At 66.8% G+C, this 19912-nt stretch carries 18 protein-coding genes; 6 read left to right on the plus strand and 12 right to left on the minus strand.

The genetic code is table 11. The annotated features are described in order from the left end of the window. Nucleotides 1–7: 7 nt before the first annotated feature. Nucleotides 8–355: a GFA family protein gene (locus tag NX780_RS15950; protein ID WP_258828863.1), complete on the minus strand. Its 348-nt coding sequence runs from the start codon at nt 353–355 to the stop codon at nt 8–10. A 38-nt stretch (nt 356–393) separates the two neighbouring features. After that, nucleotides 394–1008 (minus strand): pyridoxamine 5'-phosphate oxidase family protein, encoded by a 615-nt coding sequence (locus tag NX780_RS15955; RefSeq protein ID WP_258828864.1) that lies wholly within the window; start codon nt 1006–1008, stop codon nt 394–396. A gap of 138 nt (nt 1009–1146) precedes the next feature. Between NX780_RS15955 and NX780_RS15960 the strand changes: the two genes are divergently transcribed. Beyond that, nucleotides 1147–1704: a DUF488 domain-containing protein gene (locus NX780_RS15960; RefSeq protein WP_258828865.1), complete on the plus strand. Its 558-nt coding sequence runs from the start codon at nt 1147–1149 to the stop codon at nt 1702–1704. Between the two features lie 242 nt (nt 1705–1946). On the opposite strand, the gene NX780_RS15965 is transcribed toward NX780_RS15960, so the two are convergent. The 4 genes from NX780_RS15965 to NX780_RS15980 are packed head-to-tail and all read right to left on the minus strand — an operon-like array spanning nt 1947 to nt 4940. After that, nucleotides 1947–2675 (minus strand): amino acid ABC transporter ATP-binding protein, encoded by a 729-nt coding sequence (locus NX780_RS15965; protein ID WP_258828866.1) that lies wholly within the window; start codon nt 2673–2675, stop codon nt 1947–1949. Nucleotides 2676–2691: 16 nt separating this feature from the next. Then, a complete protein-coding gene (locus NX780_RS15970) occupies nt 2692–3384 on the minus strand; it encodes an amino acid ABC transporter permease (RefSeq protein ID WP_258828867.1) in 693 nt (230 codons plus the stop codon). Between the two features lie 10 nt (nt 3385–3394). Next, nucleotides 3395–4090 (minus strand): amino acid ABC transporter permease, encoded by a 696-nt coding sequence (locus NX780_RS15975; RefSeq protein WP_258828868.1) that lies wholly within the window; start codon nt 4088–4090, stop codon nt 3395–3397. A gap of 19 nt (nt 4091–4109) precedes the next feature. Next, on the minus strand, nt 4110–4940 hold the full coding sequence (locus NX780_RS15980) for an ABC transporter substrate-binding protein (protein ID WP_258828869.1): 831 nt from the start codon (nt 4938–4940) through the stop codon (nt 4110–4112). A gap of 184 nt (nt 4941–5124) precedes the next feature. On the opposite strand from NX780_RS15980, the gene xth reads away from it, so the two are divergent. Both xth and NX780_RS15990 read left to right on the plus strand, forming a co-directional pair. Next, nucleotides 5125–5922, plus strand: a complete 798-nt coding sequence (gene xth / locus NX780_RS15985; RefSeq protein ID WP_258828870.1) for an exodeoxyribonuclease III — start codon at nt 5125–5127, stop codon at nt 5920–5922. Nucleotides 5923–5973: 51 nt separating this feature from the next. Next, complete coding sequence (locus tag NX780_RS15990) at nt 5974–6597, plus strand: LysE family translocator (RefSeq protein WP_258828871.1); 624 nt, start codon at nt 5974–5976, stop codon at nt 6595–6597. 101 nt (nt 6598–6698) lie between these two features. Here NX780_RS15990 and NX780_RS15995 read toward each other — a convergent pair whose 3' ends face one another. From NX780_RS15995 to NX780_RS16005, 3 genes are all read right to left on the minus strand, one after another. Continuing rightward, nucleotides 6699–9089, minus strand: a complete 2391-nt coding sequence (locus NX780_RS15995) for a TIM-barrel domain-containing protein (RefSeq protein WP_258828872.1) — start codon at nt 9087–9089, stop codon at nt 6699–6701. A gap of 93 nt (nt 9090–9182) precedes the next feature. Continuing rightward, nucleotides 9183–10610: a hydroxysqualene dehydroxylase gene (locus tag NX780_RS16000; protein WP_258828873.1), complete on the minus strand. Its 1428-nt coding sequence runs from the start codon at nt 10608–10610 to the stop codon at nt 9183–9185. A 97-nt stretch (nt 10611–10707) separates the two neighbouring features. Further along, complete coding sequence (locus NX780_RS16005) at nt 10708–11685, minus strand: amidohydrolase family protein (protein ID WP_258828874.1); 978 nt, start codon at nt 11683–11685, stop codon at nt 10708–10710. A gap of 160 nt (nt 11686–11845) precedes the next feature. Between NX780_RS16005 and NX780_RS16010 the strand changes: the two genes are divergently transcribed. Together NX780_RS16010 and NX780_RS16015 are read left to right on the plus strand one after the other, a co-directional pair. Next, nucleotides 11846–13360, plus strand: a complete 1515-nt coding sequence (locus tag NX780_RS16010) for a peptide MFS transporter (protein WP_258828875.1) — start codon at nt 11846–11848, stop codon at nt 13358–13360. A gap of 71 nt (nt 13361–13431) precedes the next feature. Next, entirely contained in the window at nt 13432–14625 is a 1194-nt protein-coding gene (locus NX780_RS16015) for a pyridoxal phosphate-dependent aminotransferase (RefSeq protein ID WP_258828876.1), read from the plus strand. 4 nt (nt 14626–14629) lie between these two features. Here NX780_RS16015 and NX780_RS16020 read toward each other — a convergent pair whose 3' ends face one another. Genes NX780_RS16020 through NX780_RS16030 form a run of 3 tightly spaced genes read right to left on the minus strand, consistent with a single transcriptional unit; the run spans nt 14630 to nt 17885 of the window. Further along, nucleotides 14630–16009 (minus strand): hybrid sensor histidine kinase/response regulator, encoded by a 1380-nt coding sequence (locus NX780_RS16020; RefSeq protein WP_258828877.1) that lies wholly within the window; start codon nt 16007–16009, stop codon nt 14630–14632. A 7-nt stretch (nt 16010–16016) separates the two neighbouring features. Continuing rightward, a complete protein-coding gene (locus NX780_RS16025) occupies nt 16017–17486 on the minus strand; it encodes an ATPase domain-containing protein (protein WP_258828878.1) in 1470 nt (489 codons plus the stop codon). Then, entirely contained in the window at nt 17487–17885 is a 399-nt protein-coding gene (locus NX780_RS16030) for a hypothetical protein (protein WP_258828879.1), read from the minus strand. It abuts the gene before it with no gap. Between the two features lie 240 nt (nt 17886–18125). Here NX780_RS16030 and NX780_RS16035 point away from each other — a divergent pair, with 240 nt between their 5' ends. Further along, on the plus strand, nt 18126–19874 hold the full coding sequence (locus tag NX780_RS16035) for a DUF885 domain-containing protein (RefSeq protein WP_258828880.1): 1749 nt from the start codon (nt 18126–18128) through the stop codon (nt 19872–19874). Nucleotides 19875–19912: the final 38 nt, after the last annotated feature.

Raw genomic sequence — 19912 nt, forward strand, 5'->3', positions numbered from 1 at the left:
GCGCCGCTCAGTGCGAGCGGCCGTCGTAGTGGTGCACCGGGACGCTGTCCAGATCGACGTTCTCCACGCAGCGCAGATTGACCGCCGCCATGGCATTGCCCTTCGGGTCGACGCCCTCGCCGTAGGGATGGATGCCGCAGGTCGGGCAGAAGCGGTGCTTAATGACGTGCTTGTTGAAGGTGTAGGTGCTGGCGGCTTCCTCGGGCGTTTTCAGGCGCAGCTTGCCGCGCGGGATGAACCACAGCAGCGAACCCCTGCGCCGGCACATCGAGCAATTGCAGGCCAGTGCGCCGTCGATGTCCCCTTCCGCTTCGAACGCCACGGCGCCGCAGTGGCAGCTTCCTTCATAGATCATTCCGGTCTCCTCGTAGATTGTAGAAAAAAACCTTCCAGCTAGTAGAGCGTCTCGCGCTGGCGTTGCGGCAGCGCGCTGTCGTATGCTTCGCCGTCCATGCCGCCTTGCGTGAGCGCGGCCAGCATCGTTCCCGGTGTCGGCACGCCGGCGGTATCGTGTTCCTCGCGGTGCCACAGGCGCGAGCGCAGGATCGACCGTGCGCACTGGAAGAACACCTTCTCGACCGCGACGCGCAGCACGCAATGCGGCTGCTTGCCGTCCACCGCGAACGATTCCAGCAGCGCCTGGTCGATATCGATCTGCGCCCTGCCCCGCACCCGCACCGTTTCTCCGACGCCCGGGATCATGAAGATCAGCGCCATGCGCGGGTCGTGGATCAGGTTGCGCAGGCTGTCGATGCGGTTGTTCCCGCGCCGTTCAGGCAGCAGAAGCGTCCGCGCATCATGGATGCGCACCAGGGGACCGGCGTCGCCGCGCGGCGAGACGTCCACACCATCCGGGCCGGAGGTCGCCAGCAGCGCAAAGCGCGCGTTCTCGATCCAGCGTGCATAGATCGGGTGAAGATGATCGGTTTCCTTGGCGATGGATGGCGCTGCGACTTGTCCAAACAGGGCCTCGAGCGAGGCAAGATCGGTGATGAGGTGCTCTGGCATGTGGGTCGGGGGAAGCAAGATCCTTCAATCCTCATACGCTACCACAAGCCACGGACCACCTTCCACTTCTTCAAGCTGGCGACATCGCTCGCGGCGCGGGGCCACAATGGAGCCCTGACAAACGGAACTGCATCGAGCATGGAAACGGTCTACACCATCGGCCACTCCAACCGGCCGATCGAAGAATTCCTGGCCCTGCTGCGCGAGCACGGCATCGAACGCGTGCTCGACATCAGGACCGTTCCCAAATCGCGCCACAACCCGCAGTTCGGCCAGGACCAGCTGCCCGCCTCTCTCGAGGCGGCAGGCATCGGCTACGCCTACATCCGGGAACTGGGTGGGCTGCGGCGCGCGCACAAGGACACGCCGAACAGCGGCTGGCGCAACGCCTCCTTCCGCGGCTACGCGGACCACATGCAGACCCGGGACTTCAAGGAGCACGTCGAGGAAGTGGCGGGCATGGCGGAAGCAAGCCGGTGCGCCCTCATGTGCGCCGAAGCGGTGCCATGGCGCTGCCACCGCTCGATGGTGGCCGATGCGCTCACCGTGCGCGGCGTGGCGGTCGAACACATCATCAACAAGGGCAAGACCAAGCCGCATACGCTGACGCCGTTCGCGCACGTGATAGGCACGCGCATCACCTACCCGCCGCCAGACAGCGGTGAAGAAGCCCCCGCATCGGAGGGTCAGGTCTGACAATCAGACACGAGCTCTTCAGTAAGGCCTGTCAATGGTCGAGTTCGTGTCCGGATGTCAGACCTGACACCGAGATGTTGGGGCGGCTAGCCGCGGTTGCGGTCGGCCAGGAACTGCTGAGCGCGCGGGGTCTGCGCATCGGAGGGTCAGGTCTGACAATCAGACACGAGCTCTTCCGTAAGGCCTGTCAATGGTCGAGTTCGTGTCCGGATGTCAGACCTGACACCAAGATGTTGGGGCGGCTAGCCGCGGTTGCGGTCGGCCAGGAACTGCTGCGCGCGCGGGGTCTGGGGGTGGGTGAAGAAGTCGTCCGGCTTGCCGCGCTCCAGGATGCGGCCTTCGCTCATGAAGACGATGCGGTCGGCGACTTCGCGTGCGAAGCCCATCTCATGGGTCACGCAGACCATGGTCATGCCGTGGTGCGCCAGGGAGCGCATCACCTGCAGCACCTCGCCCACCATTTCCGGGTCGAGCGCGCTGGTCGGCTCGTCGAAGAGCATGATCGGCGGACGCATCGCCAGGGCCCTGGCGATGGCCACGCGCTGCTGCTGGCCGCCCGACAGGGCGTTCGGATAGGCGTCGCGCTTGTGTGCGAGGCCTACCTGCTCCAGTAGCGTCATGGCGTACTCGCGCGCTTCCTCCGGCGCGGCGCGTTTGAGGTTGACGGGCGCGAGCGTGCAGTTTTCCAGCACGGTCAGGTGCGGGAACAGGTTGAAGTGCTGGAAGACGAAGCCGATGCCGGCGCGGAGCTGGTCGACGTTCGTGCCCCTGGCGTGGATATCGCGGCCGTCGATGGCGATGGAACCGCCGTCGATTTCTTCCAGGCGGTTGAGGGTGCGGATCAGGGTCGACTTGCCCGAGCCGGAGGGGCCGCACACGACCACCACCTCGTTCTTTTCCACCCGTTCGCTGACATCCACCAGCGCGTGGTAGTCGCCGTAGAACTTGTTGACTTTATCGAGAACGATCATCGTTCAAACTTCCTTTTTACGACGCCTGCACGGCGCGCCCCTGCAGGCGGCGCTCGAGCAGGAAGGCCAGGCGTGACAGGCCGAAACAGAGGATGAAATAGCTCAGCGCGAGGATCAGGTAGACCTCGACCGCCTGGGTGAACACCAGGGTGTTGACCTGGGTGGCGACAAAGGACACTTCCGACAGGCCGATGATGTAGCCGAGCGAAGTCGCCTTGATGGTCGAGACCAGCTGGCTGACGATCGACGGCAGGCCGTTGCGCAGTGTCTGCGGCAGCACCACCAGGCGCAAGGCCTGCGGATAGGACAGGCCCAGCGAACGGGCGCTTTCCAGCTGTCCCTTCGGCAGTGCCCGGATGCCGCTTGCGACGATCTCGGCCAGGTAGACGCCGTCGAACAGCACCAGCACCATCAGCATGGTCGTGGCCTGGCCAGTCTTCACACCGGTCACGGCCGGCAGGAAGAAGTAGACCCAGAAGACCACCAGCAGCAGCGGCACGGCGCGCACCAGCTGCACCAGGGTCGCCACGGGCCAGCGGATCGCGCGGTGGCTGCTCACGCGCGCGACGCCGAGCAGGAGGCCCAGCGGCATCGCCAGCAGCAGCGCGCCGAAGGACAGCAGCACGGTCAGCGACAGGCCGCCAAGCGGGCCTTCGGGATATTGGCCGACCAGGAAGTACAGCCAGTAGGTATCGATCAGTTCGAGCATGTGAACAGCCTTATGCCGGACGGACCGGATAGCGTCGCTGGTACAGGTGGGCGGCGAAGGAAATCAGCAGCGAGACCGTCAGGTAAGCGAGGGTCGCAAACGTGAACGCTTCGACGCTGCGAAAGCTCGCGGTCTCCACGCGCGCGGCCTGGTACATCAACTCGGCGGCGCCGATGACGGTGGCCACGCTGGTGTCTTTCCACAGGTTGACGGTCTGCGACAGGAGCGGCGGCACCGAGGCGCGCAAGGCCTGCGGCAGCAGCACCTGGCGCACGGCCTTGAAGCGCCCCAGGCCGAGCGAACGGGCCGCCTCCAGCTGGGAGGCCGGCACCGCACGGATGCCGCTGCGGATGTCCTCGGCCATGTGCACGCCGCTGTACAGCGACATGGCGATCACGGCGCAGACGGCTTCAGGATTATTCGCATACAGGAATTCGCGCGCGCTGTCAGGCAGCAGCTCGGGGAAGGCGAAGTACCAGAACAGCAGGTGCGCCAGCAGCGGCACGTTGCGGATGCCTTCCACGATGGTGGCGCCGGCTGCACGCAGCGGCGCAAAGGTCGAGGTGCGCATCAGCGCCACGAGTGCGCCAAGCGGCAGCGCGATGACGAAGCTGGCAGCGGTCAGCTGCAGGGAAAGGATAAGGCCCTGCACCAGCCAGTCATGGTACTGGCCGGATTGCAGGATGCTGGGGTCGAAAAACTGCAAAACACTTGCCTTATGACGATCAGATCTTGTCGGTGCTGATCTTGAAGCTGCGCTTGGCGATGTTGGCGCGGGTGCCCGGGCCGTACCACTTGTTGAACAGCTGCTCGGCGGCGCCGCTGGCTTCCAGCTCGCGCAGGGTCTGGTCGACCACGGCCTTCAGGCTTTTCTCGCCCTTGCGCAGGCCGAGGGCGATCGACTCGTTGCCGATCGAGGTCGGCAGGATGGTGAAGCCCTTGGCGGCCGGGCCCAGCTTGCCGTAGTCGGCCAGCAGCGAGGACTCGTCGTTGACGTAGGCCACGCCCTTGCCCTGGCGCAGGGCCTGGAAGGCCTGCTGGGTGTTCTCGAAGGTCACCACCTCCGCGGTCGGCACCGCGGCGCGGATATTGGTTTCCTGGGTGCCGCCGCGCACGGTAACGACCTTCTTGCCGGCCAGCTGGGGCAGCGCGGTGATGCCGCTGCCGGCGCGCACCATGACCTTGGAGCCGGTCACGAAGTGGGTCAGCGCGAAGTCGACCTGCGATTCGCGTTCCTTGTTGTGCGTGAGGGTCGCGGCCAGCGCGTCGACACGGCCCTGCTGCAGCTCGGGGATGCGGCTCGAGACCGACATCTGCTTGAATACCGGCTTCACGCCGATCTTCTTCGCCACCGCGGTGGCGATGTCGATCTCGTAGCCGACCAGCTGGCGGGTCTTCGGGTCGATGAAGCTGTTCGGCTCGTCGGTGCCCAGCACGCCGAAGACGATCGTGCCCTTCTTCTTGATGTCGGCGAGCTGGTCGGCCTGTGCGGCGGTGGCCAGCAGGCTGGCGGACAGGGCGAACGCGCCGAGGATGAGGGAACGACGGGTGAACATATTCTTCTCCAGACTACAAAAATTCAATCGGAATAGTATACGGCATGATCTTGCATGGCTGAACGAACAATTAGCCATAAGAAAATGCGCTCTGGACTATAAAGGCCGCAAAATCTTCAGTCCGCCTCTTGGCATCCCGGCATGCTAAAGTGGCAATCAAGCCATGAACGCAAGCGGAGACACTATGCTGGTCGTAACCTATAACGTCAACGGCATCGGCGCACGCATCAGCGCCCTGCTCGAATACCTCGACGAACGCAAGCCGGACGTCGTCTGCCTGCAGGAACTCAAGGCGCCACAGGAAAAATTCCCGGAAAGCGCGATCCGTGACGCCGGCTACCACGCGATCTGGCACGGCCAGAAAAGCTGGAACGGCGTCGCCATCCTCACCCGCGACGGCCCGGCGCAGGAGTTGCAGCGCGGCCTGCCGGGCGACCCGACGGACGAACAAAGCCGCTATATCGAGGCGGTCTACCAGGGCCTGGTGGTTTGCGGCCTCTACCTGCCCAACGGGAATCCGGCGCCTGGGCCGAAGTTCGACTACAAGCTGGCCTGGATGGAGCGCCTGATCCAGCGCGGCGCCGAGCTGCTCGCCACCAAGGCGCCGGTCGTCATGTGCGGCGACTTCAATGTGATTCCGACGGATCTCGACGTCTACAAGCCGGAGCGCTGGGTCGACGACGCCCTGTTCCGTCCGGAGAGCCGGGCCGCCTTCGAGCGCCTGATGTCGCAAGGCTGGACCGATTCCCTGCGCACGATGTACCCGGACCAGGTGGTCTATACCTTCTGGGACTACTTCCGCAACGCCTTCGGGCGCGACGCGGGCATCCGCATTGACCACCTGCTGCTCAGCCCTGCGCTGGCGCCCGCCCTGCGCGGCGCCGGCGTCGACAAGTTCCAGCGTGCGAAGGAAAAGCCGAGCGACCACGCGCCGACCTGGGTCGAGCTGGACATGAGCGCGGCGCTGCAGCCCAAGGCTTGAACATGCGGGCTTTGCGGTAACATGCTGGTCCGTCCTTAGCCAGCCAGCGCCATGCTCACGCCCGAACAGTTCCTTGGATTCCTGACCGCCGCCATCCTGATCACCCTCTCGCCCGGCCCCGACAACATGATGGTGCTGGGCGCCGGCATCGCCAAGGGACGCGCGCGCGGGATCGCCTTCGGACTGGGCTGCGCGCTGGGCTGCCTGAACCACACCCTGCTCGCCGTGATCGGCGTGAGCGCGCTGATCGCGGCCTCGCCGGTCGCCTTCACGGCGCTCAAGGTCGTCGGCGGCCTCTACCTGATCTGGATGGGCCTCCAGGCCCTGCGCAGCCGCGGCGGCGCGACGGTCGCGGCCGGCGTGCCGGACGAATCGGCGCGCCAGCTCTTCTTCAAGGGGCTAGTGGCGAATGCGATCAATCCGAAGGTGGTGCTGTTCTTCCTGTCCTTCCTGCCGCAGTTCGTCGTCGCCTCGCGCGGGGATGCGAACTGGCAGATCGCCTGGCTGGGCCTGATCTTCACGGCCCAGGCGGCCGTGCTGTTTGGGCTGCTGGGATACTTTTCGGGCACGATCGGGCAGTGGCTGAATCGCACGCCGCGGGCGGGGATGTGGCTGGATCGTATTGCTGGTGCGATCTTCGTGGGACTAGGCCTGCGGTTGATCGTGTCTCGGTAGGGTGTTCGGCTCCGCCGAACGCGCGTTCAAACAGTCCGTGATTAGTCGATGCCTGACAGGTCACCGTGTGGTCGAACGCGCGGTCGGCAAAGCCGACCACCCTACAACGTCACAACAACCGTGCTCGATGGCTGCTTGCGCGCCGCCACCGGCACCTCCAGCAGCTTGTGCTTGTCGTTCCAGACAAAACGCACCGCCTTGCCATCCACCGTCACCCCTCGCGGCCTGGCCTGCACATTGTGCACCTTCAGCGCGAAGCCGCGTTCCTGCGGCGCCTGGGCCTTGCCGGTCTCGGTGCTGAAGCGGATCTCCAGCTTGCCGTCCGCATGGCGGCTGGCGAAGCGCACGATCTCGTACTTGCCCTTCCCATACGCGTCGGCGGTCTCGCCATCGTCGTCATACATCTTGCCCTCGCTGCCCGTCACGCCGGCATCGTGGTAGTAGTGCAGGTCGATGTGGCGGGTCGAGTAGTCGCGGGTGCTCTGCACCACCTTCGCCATCGGCACAAACGCGCCGGCGCGCACGTAGACCGGGATGTTGGCTTCTTCCGGCTTCACGACTTCCGTGATCCCGCCGTGGTGCTTCTCGCCCGTGTGGAAGTCGAACCAGCTTGATCCCTTGCCCGGGAAATGCACTTCCTTGCGGGTCGCGCCCGGTTCCACGATGGGCGCGACCAGGAAGTCGCGTCCCCACAAGTAAGTGGACGACATCGCGGTCGCCTCGTCTTCCTCGAACAGCACGGGGCGCATCAGCGGCATGCCGGTGCTGCTGTTGTCGAAAGCGAGCGTGTAGTTATACGGCAGCATGGCGTAGCGCAGCCACACGGCTTCGCGCGCCAGCACCTTGGTGCGCTCGGCGCGGAACACCGGTTCCGGCGCCACGTCGTCCTGGGCATGCGGGCGGAACACCGGCTGGAACACGCCGTACTGCAGCCAGCGCACATACAGTTCGTCGTCCAGCACGGCGCCTGCGAAACCGCCCAGGTCCGAGTGCATGTACGCCAGGCCCTGCATGCCCATCTGGAGCGAGATCTCCATCTGCGACTGCAGTCCGCCCCAGCCGCGGCTGACGTCGCCCGACCAGGGGATCATGCCGAAGCGCTGCGAGCCCGAGTAGCCGGCGCGCATCAGGATGAAGGGACGCTCGTTGGGGTAATCCTTCTTGTAGCCCTCGGCGATCAGGCGCGCCCAGTCGTGGCCATAGATGTTGTGGACCTGGTCGGCGCTCTTGTTCCCGCCGTGGCGCACCCAGAAGGGATGCACTTCCGGCTCGCCCAGGTCGCCCCACCAGCCGCTCACGCCGCCCTGCTTCAGGCCCTTGTAGATGTTCCAGAACCAGTCGCGGCCCTGGCTGGTGTAGAGGTCGACGAGGCCCGTGTTCCCGAAGTAGAAGTCAAAGGTGGCCGGCTTGCCGTCCTTGTCGGTCGCCAGCACGCCCGGCTGCTGCGACGCTTCCTGCCAGCGCCGGGAGGTGGTCAGGACGAAGGGCTCGGTGATGACGATGGTCTTCACGCCCTTCGCCTTCAGGTCCGCCATCATTTTCTCGGCGTTCGGGAAGGTGTCGCGGTCCCAGGCCAGGTTGCCCATGGTGTCCTTGACGGTCTTGCCGAACCAGTACAGGTCGAGCACCACCGCATCCAGGGGGATCTTCTCGGCGATGAAGCGGTCGACCACCTCGCGCGTCTGGGCCTCGCTCTTGTAGCCGAAGCGGCTCGCGAAGTTGCCGAAGGCCCAGCGCGGCGGCAGCGGCTGGCGGCCGGTCAGCGCCGTGTAGTTCGCCATCACGCCGTCCCAGCTGTCGCCGGCCACCACCTGGTAGGTCTTGCGCCCGCCGATCACCTCGTAGCGCAGGGTGCCGTCCTTGCGGCTGTCGAAATCGAGCCAGCCGGTCTGCGGATTGTCGAAGTGGATCGCGTACTTTTTCGAGGACAGGGCGAGCGGCATCGTGTAGTTCAACAACGTCGACGTCGCGCCATAGCCGTAGTCGGCCTTGTTATAGAGCTGGAAGCGCTTGCCGCGGCGGTTCATGCCGGTCGCGCGCGCGCCGGCGCCATACAGCGCCTCGCCATTCTCGAGCGCGAACTCGATGGTCTCCAGGTCCGCGCTGCGGCCGTAGCCGCGCTTTTCCGCGACCAGGGGCTTGCCCTTGTAGAGGTAGCTGATGCGGAAGGGCTGCTTGTCGACCACCACCGTGATGCCGCTAGTGGCGTACACCAGGCGCGCGCCCTCGTCCTTGAGCGTCGCGCCCACGTCTGCGGGTGCCAGCACCACGGCGTGCGAGGCCGCGTCGAACGATTCGCCGTTCGGGATGAAGGTGGTCTCGACCACGTCGGCCGAATAGGGTTTGATCAGGTAGCGGCCGTCGCTGGTCGCGAGTTCCAGCGTGTTCTGCTTCCGGGTGGCGCCCTGCAGCTGGCGGTCAGCGTTCTGGGCAAAGGCGAGCGGGCTGGCCAGCAGGCACAGCACGAGGCGGGCAATCGTCGTATGCGTCATGGAATCCGGTTGTCGTTTTAGCCAACCGAGAGCATGACAGATTTCTCGCCTGGGATACAGGGTTCCTGTAAGAAAATTACATGAGCTCGCCGCTCAAGGCAGCGTTCGGCCCGGCACCGCCGCCCGTGCGAGGCCCGCGAAGTCGTCGTACAGGCGCGCATCGATGGCGAGATTCGCCTGCAAGCCACGCTCCGCCAGCACCACTTCCGCCGCCATGAAGCCGGACTTGGCCGCCCCTTCCATCGTGCAGGGCATGTGGGTGCGGGTCCAGTCCCCGGCCAGGGTCAGGCCGGGTATCGGCGAGCGTGCCCGCGGGCGCATGCGTTCGAAGCCGACCAGCGGGCACGGGATCGCCATCGGCACCCGGTGCACGTCGGCGTGCAGCAGCCGCGCCCTGGCCGCGCGCGGCGCGATCTCGCCGAGCTCCATCACGGTGCGGCGCACGATCTCGGCGTCCGTGAGCCCATGGGCGCGGTGGCTATAGATGATGTTGCTGGCGATGACCGTGGGCCGCCCGCGCCAGCCCTGGCGAATCTGGCACAGGTCATAGAAATCGTAGTTCAGGCGATCCGGCGCGAACAGGTTGGAGGCGAAGCGCTCGGCCTTGATGTCGCGGTCGAACCAGAGGTAGCAGCAGACGTAGGGGCTCGGCTCCACGCGCGGCAGGGCATCGAAGGGGGCGCGGCCGCGCCAGGCACGCGGCAGGACCCCATCCAGGTCCTGCGGCGGCAGGGCCGAGACCACCTGCTCTGCGCGGATGTGGCTGCCGTCGGACAGCACCACCCCGTCGACGCGCTCCCTGCCCGACAGCCAGGCCACGCCGCGCCCCTTGAGCACGCGCCCGCCGGCGCGCTCGATCGCGCGCACCGCCTGCCGGGTGTACAGCTCGCCCAGGCCGACCCTGGCGAAGCCGAAGTGCAGGCCGCGGTAGCCGCTCAGCTGCGCGTGGATGCGCATCAGGGAGGCGGCCGAGCAGCGCTGCAGCGGCACATTGGTGACCACCATGGCCGCGAAGCGCCACCACCAGTCGATCATGCGCTCGCTGACGCCATGGCCGCGCAGGAAGTCGAGGGCGGAGATGCGGTCGAGTTCCGGCACCTGTTCTTCGCCGAAGCGCATGCCGCGCCAGCCGACACCCGCCATCGACAGGTAGTCGGCGGCGTCCAGGCCGGGCGCCTGCAGGATGCTGGGCATGAGGCTGAGCGGCGCCGGCAGCGGCCAGTGGCGAAGCACCGTAGGCCGGGGCTTGCTGGCCACGGTGAGCACCTTGCCCGGCTGCCAGCAGATCAGGTCTTTCGTCCCGAGCCGCGCGAGGAAGGCCAGCATATTGTGGTACTCGGAGTGGAAGATGTGGGGGCCGATGTCGACCACGTCGCCCGTGACCGGCTCGCGCCAGCTGCTGGCCCGGCCGCCCAGGCGCGTGTTGCGCTCGACGACGGTGACCGCAATCCCGTGGTCCGCGAGCGCGACCGCGCACGCCAGACCTGCCAGCCCTGCCCCGACCACCGTTACCTGAGTCATCCGTCCGCTTCCCCTCGCCGCACATCAGCCCAGTGTAGGGCAGCGGGCGCGGCTATCGGTTAGCACGCGCACATAGCGCGAGCTTTGCGCGCCGGGATCAGCGCAAATACGGCATCACATTGTTCGCCACCCGCGCCGCTTCCGCATCGGTCAGCGGCAGGCTGCGGAAAGCGGCCCAGGCGTCGCGCGGCGGCACCTCGAGGCCGACGGCGGTCTCGGAACCGTAGAGCACGCGCTCCATGCCGACCTGGCGCAGGCGCCGCACGACGCGGCGCGCATCGGCCGGCGACAGGCCCGGACGGGCGAAGGAAGAGGCATCGAGCCAGACCTGGCGCATGCGCGGGTCCTGGCGCGCGGCGGCTTCCGCCAGCACGGCCAGGGCGGCCAGCTGCGTGGCGCCCTCGCCCGCCCTGGCGCCGGCCGACGGCGCCTGGGCATACGCGACCTGCACCGGCACGTCGGGTGCGAACGGCAGCAGCTGGTCGATCAGCAGGCGCGCGCCTTCTGCGCTGGTGCCGCGCAGCTGCAGCACGATCGCCATGCCGCGGGCGTTCGCCGAGCGGAACACGCGCTGCACGCGCGCCATCTGGGCGGGATCGTCGAGGCGTACGCCGGCCGCGGGATGCAGCTTGATGCCGCGCCCGAATTCCGGACTGGCCGCGCAGCGCGCCAGCTCGGCCAGCGCATAGTCCTTCAGCGGGTCGACGCTGCACAGCGCCACCAGCCGCCCCGGATATTCGCCGGCCTGGCGCGCCGCCCAGTCGTTCTCGGCGCGCACCCGGTCGTATTCGTCGTCCGGCAGCTGGGCTGGACGGCCGTAGACCCAGGCCACCGACAGCACCGCCGCGCGCTCGATGCCGGCCGCATCGAGCTGGGCGATCAGGTCCTGGGCCGTCACCGGCTCCAGCTGCGCGCTGGAGGACAGGAAGGCCGCCGCGGCGGGGCTGTAGACGTACTGGTGATGATCGGCCACCGGGGCGCGCATCGGCGTCGAGGGTGCGGCGGGCGCCGCCTCGGCCAGGCTCGATACGGCCAGCATCACGGCAGCGGACAGCAGGACAGGAACACGCCTCATACATACACCTCGCACAAAAAACCACCCGGCCTGCATGACCGGGAACGGTATGTTATCGCATTGGCAGCAAGGACTGTCAAGATTGCACGTTCCATGCTCCTCGCGTAGCATCGCCGGATTGCCGCCCGAGGGCGCGCCGACCGTACTGACAAGGGAAAAGATGAAACACGAGATTCCACCGGGAGCGGCAGATGCCGTCAGCAAGAACCGCTCCTTCCTCACGGTGGCGCTGATCGAGCTGTGGGAACGCTTCGGCTACTACGGCATGCAGGCGCTGATCGTCTACTTCATGGTGCAGCGCCTCGGCTTCGAAGACAGCCGCGCCAACCTGGTCTGGGGCGCGGCCGCGGCCCTGATCTACGTGGCCCCGGCCATCGGCGGCTGGATCGGCGACCAGGTGCTCGGCACCCGCCGCTGCATGATCCTCGGCGGCATCATCCTCTCGCTCGGCTACGCCCTGATGGCGGTGCCCACCACGAATACCTGGATGACCTTCTCGGCGCTGGGCGTCATCGTGGTCGGCAATGGCCTGTTCAAGCCGAATACCGCCAACCTGGTGCGCAAGATCTACGAAGGCGACGATTCCAAGATCGATTCGGCCTTCACCCTGTATTACATGGCGGTGAACGTCGGCTCGACCTTCTCGATGCTGGCCACGCCCTGGATCAAGGACTACGTCAACGCCAGCTACGGCGGTGAGCTGGGCTGGCACGTCGCGTTTGCCGTGTGCAGCGTCGGCTTGTTCGTCGGCCTGCTGACCGTGGGCGTGCTGCGCGCGACCGTGTCGCACGTCGGTTCGCCGCCGGATGCGCGGCCGCTCGAGATGTCCAAACTGCTGGCCGTGCTGGGCGGCGGCCTGGTGGCGGTGGCGGCGTCGGCCGTCATCCTTGAATACCAGGGCCTGGCCCGCGCCTTCGTCTACGTGGCCGGCTTTGTCGTGCTCGGCATCTTCTTCCACCTGATCCGTTCCAGCGCGCCGAGCGAGCGCGCCGGCCTGATCGCCGCCCTCATACTGACCTTGCAGACGGTGTTCTTCTTCATCTTCTACCAGCAGATGTCGACCTCGCTGTCCCTGTTCGCGCTGCGTAACGTCGACCTCGGCTTCTACGTGTTCGGCAACCGCCTGTGGACCTGGTCGCCGGCCCAGTTCCAGGCCCTGAACGCGATCTGGATCATGGTGCTCAGCCCGGTGCTGGCCTTTGCCTATACCCGCGCCGGGGCGAGCGGGCGGGACATCTCGATCGCCGCCAAGTTCGCCCTCGGCTTCGCCGTGGTGGCGGCCGGCTTTTTCACCTACGGCGTGGCCGGCGCCTTTGCCGTCGATGGCCTGACCTCGTCCTGGATCATGATCGCGGGCTACGGTCTGTACTCGCTGGGCGAACTGCTGGTGAGCGGCCTGGGCCTGGCGATGATCGCGCGCTACGTGCCGGCCCGCATGGGCGGCTTCATGATGGGCGCCTACTACGTGGGCGTGGGCATTTCGCAGTACCTGGGCGGGGTGGTGGCGAACCTGGCCAGCGTGCCGCGCGACGTGGTGGACCCGGTGCAGACCCTGCCGATCTACACGAGCCTGTTCAACAAGCTGGGCCTGGCCGCAATCGCCTGCACGCTGATCGCGCTGGCCGCCCTGCCCCTGATGCGCAAGCTCACCGCGACGCACCACGCACATCAATGATCCGCACGGTGGGCGGCCACGCGGCCGCCCACGCTGCGGTAAGATGAGGGATCAGATTTTTTGGATCCGGCATGAGCATCAATCTTCCCAGCAATATCCAGGTCGCCCAGCGCGTCCACGCCATCGAGCCTTTCCGCGTCATGGAAATGGTGAAAGCCGCCGGCGAAATGCGCCGCAGCGGCATCGACGTCATCAGCATGAGCGTCGGCGAGCCCGACTTCACCGCACCCGACATCGTCGCCCACGCGGCGATGGAAGCCATCAAGGGCGGCATCACCCAGTACACCGATTCGCTCGGCCTGCGCGAATTGCGCGAAGCGATCTCCGGCCATTACGCGAGCGTGCACGGACTCGACATCGACCCGCGCCGCATCGTCGTCACCGCCGGCGCCTCGGCCGGGCTGCTGCTGGCCTGTGCGGCCCTGGTGGCGGAGGGCGACGAAGTCCTGATGCCCGACCCCTGCTACCCCTGCAACCGCCACTTCGTATCAAGCTTCGGGGGCAAGCCGGTGCTGGTGCCGGCGTCCGCCGAAGACCGTTACCAGCTGAGCGGCGCCCACGTCGCGGCCAACTGGAACGATCGTACCCGCGGCGTGCTGGTCGCCTCGCCCTCGAACCCGACCGGCACCTCGATGACGCCCGAACAGCTGCGCGCCATGCTGGCGGCGGTGCGCGAGCGCGGCGGCTTCGCCATCATCGACGAGATCTACCAGGGCCTGTCCTACGACCACCAGCCGGTCAGCGCGCTGGCCATCGACGAGGAAGTCATCACCGTCAACAGCTTCTCGAAGTATTTCAGCATGACCGGCTGGCGCCTCGGCTGGCTGGTGGTGCCGGAGCTTCTCGTGCCGACCTTCGAGAAGCTGGCCCAGAACCTCTTCATCTGCGCGCCGACCGTGGCCCAGCAGGCCGCCCTCGCCTGCTTCACGCCGGAAGCACTCGGCATCTACGAAGAACGCCGGCGCGAGTTCCAGCGCCGCCGCGACTTTCTTGTCCCGGCCCTGCGCGAGCTGGGCTTCAAGGTGCCGGTGATGCCGGATGGCGCCTTCTACGTGTACGCCGACATCTCCGCCCTGCCGCATGCCCAGGCGAACGACAGCACGGCCTTCTGCTGGTCGGTATTGAAGGAGGCCCACGTGGCGATCGTCCCGGGCGACGATTTCGGTTTCGCGGCGCCCAGCCGGCACGTGCGCTTTTCGTATGCGACGAAGCTGGAGCGTATCGAAGAGGCGCTCGGGCGCCTGCGGCGTTTGCTCGGGCGCTGAGAAGTCAGGCGAGCAGGCGCAGCTCGCGCGCCTCGCCCACCAGTTCCAGCAAGGTGTCCGGCGCGGCCGGCTTGACCAGGTAGCGGTCGAAGCCGGCGAGCAGGGCCCGTTCGCGGTCTTCGTGCTGGCCGTAGCCCGACAGGGCGATCGCGAAGGGACGGGCGCCCGCGCCGGGATGGCCGTCGCGCAGGCGGGCCAGCACTTCCATCCCGTTGATGCCGGGCAGGCCGATGTCGCAGACGACGATGTCGTAGTCCCGCGCCTGCGCCTCGGCCAGGCCCGCATGGCCGTCGTAGGCGACGGTGACCTCGTGCCCCGCCAGTTCGAGCAGGGTGCACAGGGTATCGCAGGCGTCGACATTGTCTTCGATGAGCAGGATGCGGCAGGCGCCCTCGGCCACACTGGGGCCGCGCGGCGTCTCGGCCAACGGCGCCTGCGCCCCGGACAGCGGCAGGCGCACCGTGAAGGTGCTGCCCCGCCCCTCGCCCGGACTGTCGGCCGACACCAATCCGCCATGCATGCCGACCAGGTTGCGCACCACGTTCAAGCCGATGCCCAGGCCGCCCTCGGAGCGCGCCAGCGAGCGCGGTCCCTGGATGAAGAGATCGAAGACCTGCGGCAGCATCTCGGCCGTGATGCCGCCGCCGTTGTCGCTGATCTCGACCACGACCTCCTCGAGCGAGCGCCAGGCGCGCAGGGCGATGCGCCCGCCGTTGCCGGTGTACTTGGAGGCGTTGCCGAGCAGGTTGGCGAAGACCTGGGTCAGGCGCACCGGGTCGCCCTCGATGTTCAGTGGCTCGTCGGGGAGCGAGACCTGGAGCTGCTGGTTGCGCTCGCGGATGCGCGGCGCCACGGTCTCGATGGCCTGGTCGATGGCGCCATTCAGGGCCAAGGGGCGCACCGACAGCGTGATCTTGCCGCTGCTGATGCGGGCCGCGTCCAGCAGGTCGTCGAGCAAGCGGGCCATGTGGTCGACCTGGCGCCGCACCACCCCGGACACGTGGGCCAGCTGGGGGTTGCTCCCACCCAGGCTCTGGAGCAGGCTGGCCGACATGCTCAGCGGCGCGAGCGGGTTGCGCAGCTCGTGCGCCAGCATGGCCAGGAATTCGGTCTGGCGGCGGTTGGTGGCTTCAGCCAGGTCGCGCAGCGACTGGGCGCTGACGGTGGCCATCACCAGGTGTTCGTTGGCCTCGCGCAGCTGCTCGACCTGTTCGACGAGGCGCGCATGGTCGCGGGCCAGGACGCGGCTTTCCGACAGCTCCGCCTCCAGTGCCAGGATGCGCCGCTGCAGCTGCTGTTCGCGCAGCAGGCCGGATGGAAGCGCGTCCTCGTCCATCAGGGAACGTTGCTCCGAGCCGCCGGCCGATTCGTCATACGTTCCCATGCCATCCTCATTTCCCCGAGTTCACGCTGTCCACGCGCCCGTACAGGACGCCGTTCACCAGGGCAGGCAAGGGATCGACCTCGATTCCCCCGTCGGTGATCCTGTATTCGCGCAGGTCGTGGCTATGGCTGCTACCGCGCACCTTGACGATCGACATATAGCGCTTGACCAGGCCGTCGACCTCGGCGTAGCGCATGGCCACGATGGCGTCGGTGAGGTAGGCGATGTCCGCACGCGCGAAGTTCATGTCGACGCTGCGGTCGTCCAGGCCGACCGTCACCAGCGCCGTGACGCCCTTCTTGGCCAGGCTGGTCAGGATGCGGAACACGCCTTCGCGCAGGTCGCGCCGGCATTCGGGGGCCAGATAAAGGCTGAATTCCGACAGCGAGTCGATCACCACGCGTCGCGCCCCGGTGCGCTCGATGGCAACCAGCAGGTCGTCCTCGAACTCTTCGGCCGTCATGTCGATGTGGCGGGTCTCGACGACCGCCACGCGGCCGGACTGCACCATCTCGGCCAGCTCGGCGTTGCGCAGGCGAGACGTGCCTTTCTCGAAGCACATGATGACGCCGTTCTCGCCCTGTTCGACGCCGGCGCGGAGAAACGCCGAACCCAGGATGGTCTTGCCGCATCCGGTCGGGCCGACCGCCAGCAGGGAGTGGCCCTGCGGCAGGCCGCCGTGCAGCAGCTCGTCGAGGCCCGGCACGCCGGTCGGGATGCGGCGCGGGTCGCGGTCGACCGTCACGCCCGGAGCGCGGTCCGAGGCGAGCGGCGGCAGCAGGCGCGGATAGATGCGCAGGCCGGCATCGGTGATGCGGAAGGTGTGGGACCCGGAAAGGTGGGCCTGGCCGCGCATCTTGACGACGCGGATCTTGCGCACCACGGCGTTCTGCTCGTGGTTCTGCGAGAGCGCCAGCATGCCGTCGGCCACGGTCATGATGGGGTTGGCCTCGATCTCGTTGTTCTGGTACTCGCCGATCAGGAAGGTGGTGGCCAGCCAGCTGGTCATGCGCGTGCCGAGTTCCTGCACGAAGTACTGCAGGTCGCTCATGCCCTCGATGCCCGGCTTGCCGGTCTGGATGACGGAGCGGAAGGAGTCGACGAAGACCAGGCTGGGCGCGAAGTCCTCGACCTCTTTCGTGATCCGCTCCAGCACGCCGTTGAAGTCGCCCGCGCGAAGATCGGTCGCCAGATTCACGTAGCGAACCGAGGTGCCGACCTTCTCCATGTCGAAGAAGCTGTACTGCTGCTGGTAGCGCAGCATCTTCAGCGGCGGTTCGCCGAGCACGGTGAAGAACAGCGCGCGGCGCTCGGGCGAGGCCAGCGAGAACATGATCTGGTGCGCCAGGGTGGTCTTGCCGCTGCCGGGAGCGCCAGTGATCAGGTTGAACGAGAACTCACTCAATCCTCCGCCCAGGAGAACATCGAGCCCCGGCACGCCGGTGGCCAATTTTCCCAAGCTTACTTTGTCGCTCATTTATTTCTGCTCCTGTGCATTCTTCTGCTGGCCTGGCGCCGCCTCCGCGGACCCCGTGGCCGACGCCAGCAGGCGCTGGGTCAGTTTTTCACCGATGAGTGCGGAAAGTAGTTGGGTAAAGGTCCGCAGCAACGCTTCGTTGGCGGCGGCGGCGCGCTGGGCGTCGACGCTGGCCAGGCGCTCCTCCAGGGAAGCGAACAGCTGTTCGGGCGAGCGGCAAGGCTGGTGCGGCGCCAGCCAGGCGTGCTCGGGGGCGACCACGTGGGTCGCCCGCCCGAACAATGCGCAGAAGCCGCTCTCCCCGATCAGCGGGCAGAGATGCTGTGCGATGCGCCGCCACGGCTGCAGCAAGTTGCCGCTGCCGGCCGCGGAATCCGGCGCGCCCGTACTTTTGGTCATGTCTTCGTCGTTGAGCAATGAATGCCGCTGATGGGTTTCTGGTTCAACTGGACTAGCGCCAGCACGCGGCAACAGACGCCGAGGCCGGCCCCCAGTGCATTCGGCATTATAACGTGTCATTCCGGCAAACTGATCAAACCGCCTACGTTGTTCCTGAAACATTTTGGTAGATGTCAAACAAACACTTGCCCGCTAAGATGGATATTGCCGAGTGATTTGCTCGATGAACGCGGGAAGAATATGAAATCGAAACTGAGCACTGCCATCCCTGTCGCCGCGCTCCTGCTGGGCCTTGCGCTTTCACCAGCCCAGGCCGCGCCAGGCGCCGATGCGCGCTTCAAGACAATCTACACGAAAGAATGGAAGTGGCGCGTCGCGGAGCAGCTCGCCCGCGGCGAAGAAGAGCGCGGCGTCAGCCCGTCCTTCGCGCGCGTCGATGCGCCGACCCAGGAAGCGCGCCGCGTCTACTGGGAGGGCATCCTGAAGGAGCTCGACGGTATCAAGCCAGGAGAACTGTCTCCGGGCGAGCGCGTCAACTTCGCCGTCTACCGCGCCCAGATCGCCGCCCTGCTGGACGCCCAGCGCTTCCGCGAATACGAGCAGCCGGTGAATGCCGACAGCGCCTTCTGGACCGACGTCACCTTCGGCGCCCGCCGGCCCTTCGCCAGGATCGAGGATTACCGCAACTACCTGAAGCAGCTGGCCGCCCTGCCCGGCTATTTTGCCCAGGAGACCGACAATATGCGGGCCGGCCTGGCGCGCGGCTTCACGCCGCCACGGGTGACGCTGCTTGGGCGCGACGTCGCCCTGGCCTCGATCGCCGAGGCGAAGACGCCGCAGGAAGTGGTGTTCTTCACGCCCTTCAAGACCATGCCCGCCTCGATTCCGGCGACCGAGCAGGAAGCCCTGCGCAGCCAGGCCGCCGCCGTGATCCGCGAGCAGGTGCAGCCGGCCTACGCCAGGGTGCTGGCCTTCTTCCGCAACGAATACGTGCCGAAGGCGCGCGCCACCCTGGCCGCCGAGAGCATGCCGGGCGGGAAAGCCTACTACCAGTCGAAGATCGTCGAGTACACGACCACCCACCTCACGGCCGAGCAGATCCACGCGATCGGCCTGGCCGAGATGGCCAAGATCCGCGCCGAGATGCTGGACACCATGAAGAAGGCCGGCTTCCAGGGCGACCTGCCGGCCTTCCTGCAATTCCTGCGCACCGATCCGCAGTTCTATGCGAAAACCCCGCAGGAACTCCTGATGCGGGCGGCCTGGATCGCCAAGAAGTTCGATGCCAAGGCCGACCAGTACTTCGGCTACCTGCCGCGCCGCCGCTTCGCCATCCTGCCGGTGCCCGACGACCAGGCGCCCTTCTACACGGCTGGGCGCGGCGGGCCGGGCGCCTACTGGGTCAACACCTGGAACCTGCCGGCGCGCGCGCTCTACAGCCTGCCGGCGCTCACCCTGCACGAGTCGGCCCCGGGCCACGCCTTCCAGATGCCGGTGGCGCAGGAACAGAAGGGCGTGCCGCACTTCCGCCGCGCCTATATCTCGGCCTTCGGCGAAGGCTGGGCGCTGTACTCGGAACGGCTGGGCACCGAGATGGGGATCTACGAGACGCCCTACGAACACTTCGGCATGCTGAGCTACCAGGCCTGGCGGGCCTCACGGCTGGTGGTCGATACCGGCATCCACGCGAAGGGCTGGACGCGCGAGCAGGCGCAGGCCTACCTGATGGAGAACACGGCGCTGGCCAGGCACGAAGTGGAGACCGAGGTCGACCGCTATATCTCGTGGCCGGGGCAGGCGCTCTCCTATTACCTGGGACAGATGGCGATCCAGGAGGGGCGTGCGAAGGCGGAGAAGGCGCTGGGAGCGAAGTTCGATATCCGGAACTTCCACGATACGGTGCTGCAGCTGGGATCGGTGCCGCTGCCGGTGCTGCAGCAGCGGATCGACCAGTTCATTGCGGAGGGCGGCAAGTCGCCGTATTTGTAGGGTGGACGGCTATGCCGTCCGCGCGTTCACATCACGCG

This window comes from Massilia agri (assembly GCF_024753255.1).
Taxonomy (GTDB): domain Bacteria; phylum Pseudomonadota; class Gammaproteobacteria; order Burkholderiales; family Burkholderiaceae_D; genus Telluria; species Telluria agri.